Here is an 8,052-nt window from a genome sequence, read left to right as displayed (position 1 = left end):
CGCTCAAGGCCGGGAGGGTGGCGGCGAAGCCGGCTGACAGGGCCCCATTCAACGCGGCGGCCAACGTGCCGTTGAGGGCGGCGTTCAATGCCGCTAACCCGGTTCCAAAGCTGCCGCTCAGTTGAGCGGCGAGGTTCGCGCCGCTCTGGATCAACCCGTTGAGCGCGGCTGAGAACGCCGGTAGCCCGCCGCTGAAGGCAGCGTTCAAGGCGGCACTGAGGCCGTTGAGTCCGCCGGTGAAGGCGCCGTTCAGCGCGGCGGAGAGGCCGGCCAGGCTGACGCCGAGGTTGCCGGACAACGCCCCGGACAGGGATGCCGACAGCGCGGGCAAGGCGGCGCTGAAGTTGGCGGCCAGGTTCTGGCCTGCGCTCAGCAGTGCATTGAGGGCGCCCTGGAATGCGGGAGCACCAGCCAGAGCCGCGTTGAATGCGGCGGTAAGGGCGGTGTTCAGACTTGCCAGACCGGTGCCGAAGCCACCGGCGAGCTGTGCAGCCAAGGCGGGGAAGTTTCCGGCCAGGGTTGCGCCGGTCTGTACCAGTCCCTCCAAGGCCGCGGAGAGTGCGGGCAGGCTCAACGCACCGTTGAGAGCGGCGTTCAGGCCGGCCAGGCTGGCTTCGAAGCTGCCCGACAGCGCCCCGCTGAGCGCGGCGGACAAGGCAGGCAGGGTTGCGCTGAAGCTCGCGGCCAGGTTCTGGCCTGCGTTGATCAGACCGCTGAGACCGGCCTGCAGCGTGGGCAGGCCGCCGCTGAGGGCGGCGTTCAAGGCGGCATTGAGGCTGCCCAGACCGGTGCCGAAGGCGCCTGACAGCGCGCCATTGAGTTGTCCCGCCAGGGCGGGTAGTGCGGCTGTGAAGCCGGCCGCGAAGTTCTGGCCGACATTGATCAGCGCCTGGAATGTTGGCAAACCCCCGCTGAGTGCGGCGTTGAGTGCGCCGTTGAACTGTCCCGCCAAAGCCGGAAGCGTAGCGGTGAAGCTGCCGGCCAGGTTCTGGCCGGCGGTGATGAGTCCATTGAGTCCGGCCTGGAACGACGGCAGGCCGCCACTGATGGCGGCATTGAGTGCGCCGCTGAGTTGGGCGCCGAGGGCGGGGAGAGTGGCGCCGAAGTTCGCGGTGAGTCCAGACAGGGTGCCGAAGAAGTTGCCCACCAGCAATCCGCCGGTCTGGGCGAGCTCTGTTAGCCCCGAGAGGTTCGCGCTCAGATTGCCCGTGACAGCGGCGGACAGGTTAGCGCCGATGCCGGTGCTCAAGAACGCGCCGAGTGCCGCGTTCGCCGGACCGAACAACGCAGCGCCGGTGCCCGACAAGCTGCCACCCAGGCTCTGCAGTGCTAGTCCCGAATTGGCGATGGCCTGGCCGGTCTGGGCAAGCCCGGCACCCAGGCCGGACGCGAGCGCGCCGCCGGTCTGCAGGGCCAGCCCGGCCCCGAGGTTGGGCAGGGAGGTCAGCGCCCGCAGCGCCGCTGTCGCGTCGAGGCTGCCCATTAGGGAGCCGGACCCGCCGACCTGACCACCCAGACCCGGGATGCCGAAGGTAGTGCCCAAGGCGCCGCTCACTTGGGCGGCGAGGTTGGCGAAATTGTTCTGCAGCGCGGTGAGGAATCCACCGAAATTGAACAGCCCCGATGCGTTGACGGCCTCGGCGGCGGCGTAGGAGGTCGCACTGCGCGTCATTGCCGCGACGAACTCCTGGTGGTAAGCCGTCGCCTGGGCACTGACAGCCTGGTAGTCCGCACCGAGGGTGCCGAACAGCCGGGCGATCGCAGCCGACACCTCGTCGGCGGCCGCAGGCGCAAGTTGAGTCGTCGCACCCGCCGCAGCAGAGCTGACGTCAATCAACGATGAGCGAATTCCGGCAAGCTGCTCAGCCGCCGCTTCGACGAATTCAGGCACAGCAATGACAAAGGACATGTCCATCTCCCCAGATGACCCCAAATGGAACAAGTCGTGACCCAACGACGCCCGATCGTCACAGGGGCAGCACGTGGGCAATAGATCCCCGTATGGAGAGCTGGCTAAACCCCAAAACTCTAAGAATTTCCGGGCAGAAACTTATAGTTTGCGATTGGCCTTGCGGCCCTACCTTTACCCGAAATCAGCTGTGCCAGAGAGCAACTGCTCCTTCGTGTATAGCAGCGGTTCAACGAAATGGGAAGGGGCAGGACGGCGTGTCGTGTTGACAAGCGGCCGACTGGGGCCGTGGGCACCGCGAACCGCGACTGGTATTCCGCGTACTGAGAATGAATTTGCAAACTAGTGCATAACAATGCAGAATCGCCGCATGCTCGACGCGATACGGGTGGCGGTTGCCGGCGCCAGCGGCTATGCGGGAGGTGAAATCCTCCGGCTGCTCCTCGGGCACCCCGCCTATGGGGACGGCCGCCTCACAATAGGCGCGTTGACGGCGGCCAACAGCGCCGGTAGTTCGCTGGGTGAGCACCACCCACACCTGATTCCACTGGGCCAACGAGTCGTCGAGCCCACCGAACGCGACGTACTCAGTGGCCACGACGTGGTTTTCCTCGCCCTGCCGCACGGGCACTCGGCGGTCCTGGCCGAGCAACTCGGTCCCGACACGGTCATCATCGACTGCGGGGCAGATTTCCGGCTCAGTGACGCGACTGCCTGGGAACGCTTCTACGGCTCGCCGCACGCGGGGAACTGGCCCTATGGCTTGCCCGAGTTGCCCGGCGCGCGGGACACATTGAAAGGTGCGCGGCGTATCGCCGTGCCCGGCTGCTATCCGACGGCTGCCTTACTCGCCCTACTGCCGGCGGTGGCAGCAGGCCTCGTCGAACCGGCCGTCACCGTCGTCGCCGTCAGCGGTACTTCCGGGGCGGGCCGCGCGGCCAGGACGGATCTGCTCGGGTCCGAGGTCATCGGATCGGCGCGGGCGTACAACATCGGCGGCGCCCACCGGCATACCCCCGAGATCGTGCAGGGCCTGCGCTCCGTCACCGATCGCGACGTGACGGTGTCGTTCACCCCGGTGCTGATCCCGACGTCGCGCGGCATCCTGGCGACCTGCACCGCACCCGTCGGCGCACCGATCTCGCAGCTGCGGGCCGCGTACGAAAAGGCTTACGCTGCTGAGCCTTTCATTCATCTGCTGCCAGAGGGGCAGCTGCCCCGGACCGGTTCGGTGATCGGCAGCAATGCCGCGCACATCGCCGTCGCCGTAGACGAGGACGCTGCCACATTCGTGGCGATCGCCGCAATCGACAATCTGGTCAAGGGAACGGGAGGCGCCGCGGTGCAGTCGATGAATCTGGCGCTGGGCTGGCCTGAGACGGAGGGCCTCTCAGTGGTCGGAGTGGCGCCGTGACCGAGGGCGACGACGGCACGAAACTGCTGCGTGCGCAGGGTGTCACCGCTCCCGCCGGGTTCCGGGCGGCCGGCATCGCAGCCGGCATCAAGGCGTCCGGTGCCCTGGACCTGGCCCTGGTCTTCAACGAAGGGCCCGATTACACCGCTGCCGGCGTGTTCACCCGCAACCAGGTCAAGGCCGCGCCGGTGCTGTGGACACAGCAGGTTCTCACCACCGGGCAACTGCGCGCAGTGATCCTCAATTCCGGTGGGGCGAACGCCTGTACCGGGCCGGGGGGCTTCCAGGACACCCATGCGACCGCCGAAGCCGTCGCGTCCGCGTTGTCGGACTGGGGAACCGAAACCGGTGCCATCGAGGTCGCCGTCTGCTCTACCGGTCTGATCGGTGATCGGCTGCCGATGGACAGGGTGCTTGCCGGGGTGACTGACATCGTGCACGAGATGCACGGCGGCCTCACCGGTGGCGACGACGCCGCACACGCCATCATGACCACCGACACGGTCCCCAAACAGGTTGCCCTGCATCATCAGAACAAGTGGACCGTCGGCGGAATGGCCAAGGGAGCCGGCATGCTGGCGCCCTCGCTGGCCACCATGCTGTGTGTCATCACTACTGACGCGGTGGCGGAGTCGGCGCAGCTTGAGCAGGCGCTGCGGCGGGCGACGACCCGCACCTTCGACCGGCTCGACATCGACGGCAGTTGCTCCACCAACGACACTGTCCTGCTGCTGGCATCGGGCGCCAGCGAAATCGCCCCCAGTCAAGCCGATCTCGACGATGCGGTGTTACGGGTGTGCGATGACCTGTGCGCTCAGCTGCAGGCCGACGCCGAGGGCGTGACCAAACGCGTCACGGTAACGGTGAGCGGGGCGGCGACTGAAGACGACGCACTGACGGCGGCCCGGGTCATCGCCCGCGACAGCCTGGTCAAGACCGCGGTGTTCGGCTCCGACCCGAATTGGGGGCGAGTCGTCGCAGCCGTCGGGATGGCACCGGTGGAACTGGATCCCGACCGAATCACCGTGTCCTTCAACGGCTCTGTGGTATACCGAGACGGCACCGGCACTCCGGGTGCCCGCGACGTGGATCTGTCTGGAGCCGACATCCACATCGTCGTCAACCTCGCGATCGGTGGCGGCCAAGCCGACATCCGCACCACCGACCTCTCCCACGGCTACGTCGAAGAGAACTCGGCCTACAGCTCATGACGGTGAATATCGACGAACTACCCACCCAGGTCAAGGCGCAGGTGCTGGCCGAAGCCCTGCCCTGGCTCAAGCAGCTGAACGGCAAGATCGTCGTCATCAAATATGGCGGCAACGCGATGACCGACGACTCGCTGCGCCGGGCGTTCGCCGCCGATATGGCGTTTCTGCGCAATTGCGGGGTGCATCCCGTCGTAGTACACGGTGGCGGACCGCAGATCACCGCCATGCTGCGACGGCTCGGCATCGACGGTGATTTCAAGGGCGGATTCCGCGTCACCACACCAGAAGTGCTCGACGTCGCCCGTATGGTGTTGTTCGGCCAAGTAGGTCGCGAACTGGTCAACCTTATCAACGTACATGGGCCGTACGCCGTCGGGATCACCGGTGAAGACGCGCAACTGTTCACCGCCGTGCGGCGCAGTGTCACCGTCGACGGCGTGGACACCGACATCGGTCTGGTTGGCGACGTGGAGCTCGTCAATACCGCCGCAGTGCTGGATCTGATTGCCGCGAAACGTATTCCGGTGGTCTCCACGCTGGCTCCGGACGCCGGGGGAGTGGTGCACAACATCAACGCGGACACCGCAGCGGCGGCACTGGCCGAAGCCCTGGGAGCTGAAAAGCTCTTGATGCTCACCGATGTCGAAGGCCTTTACACCAGCTGGCCGGACCGTACATCACTGGTCAGCGAAATCGACACTGCCACTTTGGCGCAATTGCTACCCACCCTGGAGGCGGGCATGATCCCCAAAGTCGAGGCGTGCCTGCGTGCGGTCACCGCCGGCGTGCCGAGTGCGCACGTCATTGACGGGCGCGTCGAACACTGTGTCCTGGTCGAGCTTTTCACCAACGCGGGCACCGGAACCAAGGTGGTTGCGGTATGACCCGCACGCAAGCGGTGCAGCAACGCTGGCAGGCCGTGATGATGAACAACTACGGCACTCCGGCGCTGGCGCTGGCCAGCGGCGAGGGAGCCGTTGTCACCGATGTGGACGGCAACACCTACCTGGATCTGCTCGGTGGCATCGCGGTCAATCTCCTGGGTCACCGGCATCCGGCCATCATCGAAGCGGTCACCCGGCAGCTGTCCACACTCGGGCACACCTCCAATCTCTACGCCACCGAACCGGGCATCGCGCTGGCCGAGCGATTGGTCGCTCAATTGGGGGCTGAAACGCCGGCGCGGGTGTTCTTCTGCAACTCGGGGACCGAAGCCAACGAGGTGGCGTTCAAGCTGAGCCGCCTGACTGGTCGCACGAAAATTGTTGCGGCTCAAGAAGCTTTCCACGGTCGTACGATGGGCTCGCTGGCGCTCACCGGGCAGCCGAGCAAACAGGCGCCGTTCGAACCGCTTCCCGGCTTTGTCACCCACGTCCCGTACGGTGACGTCGACGCGCTCAAGGCGGTGGTCGACGACGGCACGGCCGCAGTGTTTCTCGAGCCGATCATGGGGGAGAGCGGCGTCGTCGTGCCGCCCGAAGGGTACCTGGCGGCTGCCCGGGAAATCACCGCCCGCCGTCAAGCCCTGCTGGTGCTCGACGAGGTGCAGACCGGAATGGGTCGCACCGGAACGTTTTACGCCCACCAACACGACGGCATCACACCGGACGTGGTCACTCTGGCCAAGGGCCTGGGCGGCGGGCTCCCGATCGGGGCATGCATCGCAATCGGGCCGGCCGCCGACCTACTCACCCCGGGCCTGCACGGCAGCACCTTCGGCGGCAATCCCATTTGCGCCGCAGCGGCCTTGGCCGTACTCGACGCGCTGGCCGACGACGATCTGGTGAGAAGCGCTGAGGTGAAAGGCAAATCGTTGCGGCACGGTATCGAAGCGCTGGGTCATCCGCTGATCGACCATGTGCGTGGCAGAGGACTCCTGCAGGGCATTGTGCTGACCGCACCCCACGCCAAGGATGCCGAAGCGGCCGCCCGCGAGGCCGGCTACCTGGTGAATGCGGCCGCTGTCAACGTGATTCGATTGGCCCCGCCGCTGATCGTCACCGAGTCCCAACTGGACGGCTTCGTCGCCGCCCTGCCAGCTATCCTCGACACCGCCGGAGCCGCGCATGGTTAGGCACTTTCTGCGTGACGATGACCTTATGCCGCACGAGCAGGCCGAGGTCCTCGAGCTGGCAGCCACGCTCAAGAAGGACCCGTTCAGCCGTCGTCCGCTCGAGGGGCCACGCGGGATCGCAGTGATCTTCGACAAGAACTCCACCCGCACCCGGTTCTCCTTCGAGATGGGTATCGCCCAGCTCGGTGGCCACGCGGTGGTCGTCGACGGACGCAACACCCAGCTCGGGCGCGACGAGACTCTGGAGGACACCGCTCGCGTGTTGTCCCGCTTCGTCGACGCCATCGTCTGGCGCACGTTCGGGCAGGACAGGCTGACCGCCATGGCCTCGACCGCATCGGTGCCGGTCGTCAACGCGCTGTCCGACGAGTTCCATCCCTGCCAGGTCCTGGCCGATCTGCAGACCATCGCCGAACGCAAGGGCGCACTCCGGGGGCTGAAGATGACATACCTGGGCGATGGGGCCAACAACATGGCCCACTCGCTGATGCTGGGCGGAGTAACCGCCGGCATGCACGTCACCGTCGCTGCGCCCGAAGGCTTTACGCCGGACCCCGAGGTGGTCGCCGCGGCCCGCACGCGGGGCGAGCAGACCGGTGCCCACGTGACGGTGACCGCCGATCCCGACGCGGGCGTGGCCGGTGCCGATGTCCTGGTCACCGACACCTGGGTATCAATGGGCCAGGAGGGCGACGGCCTGGACCGCGTCAAGCCGTTTCGCCCCTACCAGGTCAACCAGCGACTGCTCACCCTCGCCAATACCGATGCCCTTGTGCTGCATTGCCTTCCGGCCCACCGCGGGGACGAGATCACCGACGATGTGATCGACGGCCCGGCCAGTGCGGTATGGGACGAGGCCGAAAACCGTCTGCATGCCCAGAAGGCGCTGCTGGTGTGGCTGCTGGAGCGGTCGCGATGACGGCCAAGGCGGCACCCGAGGTCAGCGCCAACCGCGCCGGCCGTCAGGCCCGCATCGTCGCGATCCTGTCCACTGCCGAGGTGCGCAGCCAGAGCGAACTGGCCGCGCGGCTGGCCGCCGAAGGCATCGAGGTCACCCAGGCCACCCTGTCGCGGGATCTCGAGGAACTCGGCGCGGTCAAGCTGCGCGGAGCGGACGGCGGCGTCGGCGTCTACGTCGTGCCCGAAGACGGCAGTCCCGTACGCGGGGTCGCCGGCGGTACCGGGCGGCTGTCCCGCCTGCTGGGTGAGCTGCTGGTGTCCACCGATGCCAGCGCCAACCTGGCGGTCCTGCGCACCCCGCCCGGCGGCGCCCATTATCTGGCCAGCGCGATCGACCGTGCGGCGTTACCGTACGTCGTCGGGACCATCGCCGGCGACGACACCGTCTTCGTCGTCGCCCGCGAACCGATGACCGGCGCCGAGCTGGCCTCAGCGCTGGAAGAACTCAAGTAGATCTCAAATACACTGCTGCAGACTTTGCCAA

7 protein-coding genes are annotated in these 8,052 nt (G+C 66.8%); 6 read left to right on the top strand and 1 reads right to left on the bottom strand.

Annotated features, from left to right (window positions below):
• A partial coding sequence (locus AC5Y7D_RS04830; RefSeq protein WP_499922162.1) for a PE domain-containing protein occupies positions 1 to 1,909 on the bottom strand: 1,909 nt, incomplete at its 3' end.
• 370 nt (positions 1,910 to 2,279) lie between these two features.
• Here AC5Y7D_RS04830 and argC point away from each other — a divergent pair.
• From argC to AC5Y7D_RS04800, 6 genes are read left to right on the top strand one after another with little or no spacing between them, the layout of a single operon-like run.
• Positions 2,280 to 3,323 carry an N-acetyl-gamma-glutamyl-phosphate reductase gene (argC, locus tag AC5Y7D_RS04825; protein ID WP_499922161.1) on the top strand — a complete coding sequence of 348 codons (1,044 nt, stop codon included), beginning with the start codon at positions 2,280 to 2,282 and terminating at the stop codon, positions 3,321 to 3,323.
• The gene (gene argJ, locus AC5Y7D_RS04820) at positions 3,320 to 4,534 is read left to right on the top strand and encodes a bifunctional glutamate N-acetyltransferase/amino-acid acetyltransferase ArgJ (protein ID WP_499922160.1); all 1,215 of its coding nucleotides are present in this window, start codon (positions 3,320 to 3,322) and stop codon (positions 4,532 to 4,534) included. The genes argC and argJ overlap by 4 nt, the downstream gene beginning before the upstream one ends.
• Entirely contained in the window at positions 4,531 to 5,418 is an 888-nt protein-coding gene (gene argB / locus AC5Y7D_RS04815) for an acetylglutamate kinase (protein WP_499922159.1), read from the top strand. Before argJ ends, argB begins: the two co-directional genes overlap by 4 nt.
• Positions 5,415 to 6,608 carry an acetylornithine transaminase gene (locus AC5Y7D_RS04810; protein WP_499922158.1) on the top strand — a complete coding sequence of 398 codons (1,194 nt, stop codon included), beginning with the start codon at positions 5,415 to 5,417 and terminating at the stop codon, positions 6,606 to 6,608. Before argB ends, AC5Y7D_RS04810 begins: the two co-directional genes overlap by 4 nt.
• A complete protein-coding gene (argF, locus tag AC5Y7D_RS04805; RefSeq protein ID WP_499922157.1) occupies positions 6,601 to 7,527 on the top strand; it encodes an ornithine carbamoyltransferase in 927 nt (308 codons plus the stop codon). Before AC5Y7D_RS04810 ends, argF begins: the two co-directional genes overlap by 8 nt.
• Positions 7,524 to 8,021: an arginine repressor gene (locus AC5Y7D_RS04800; protein ID WP_499922185.1), complete on the top strand. Its 498-nt coding sequence runs from the start codon at positions 7,524 to 7,526 to the stop codon at positions 8,019 to 8,021. Before argF ends, AC5Y7D_RS04800 begins: the two co-directional genes overlap by 4 nt.
• The last annotated feature ends 31 nt before the right edge of the window (positions 8,022 to 8,052 follow it).

This window comes from Mycobacterium sp. NGS49 (assembly GCF_059812565.1).
Note: the sequence above shows the minus strand (reverse complement) of the source record. Positions and strands in the feature narration are given on the sequence as shown.

What these genes read in the sequence shown, in the direction of transcription:
- AC5Y7D_RS04810 (WP_499922158.1), top strand. Translation starts at nt 5,415, where the DNA reads ATGACCCGCACGCAAGCGGTGCAGCAACGCTGGCAGGCCGTGATGATG.
- argC (WP_499922161.1), top strand. Translation starts at nt 2,280, where the DNA reads ATGCTCGACGCGATACGGGTGGCGGTTGCCGGCGCCAGCGGCTATGCG.
- argF (WP_499922157.1), top strand. Translation starts at nt 6,601, where the DNA reads ATGGTTAGGCACTTTCTGCGTGACGATGACCTTATGCCGCACGAGCAG.
- AC5Y7D_RS04800 (WP_499922185.1), top strand. Translation starts at nt 7,524, where the DNA reads ATGACGGCCAAGGCGGCACCCGAGGTCAGCGCCAACCGCGCCGGCCGT.
- argB (WP_499922159.1), top strand. Translation starts at nt 4,531, where the DNA reads ATGACGGTGAATATCGACGAACTACCCACCCAGGTCAAGGCGCAGGTG.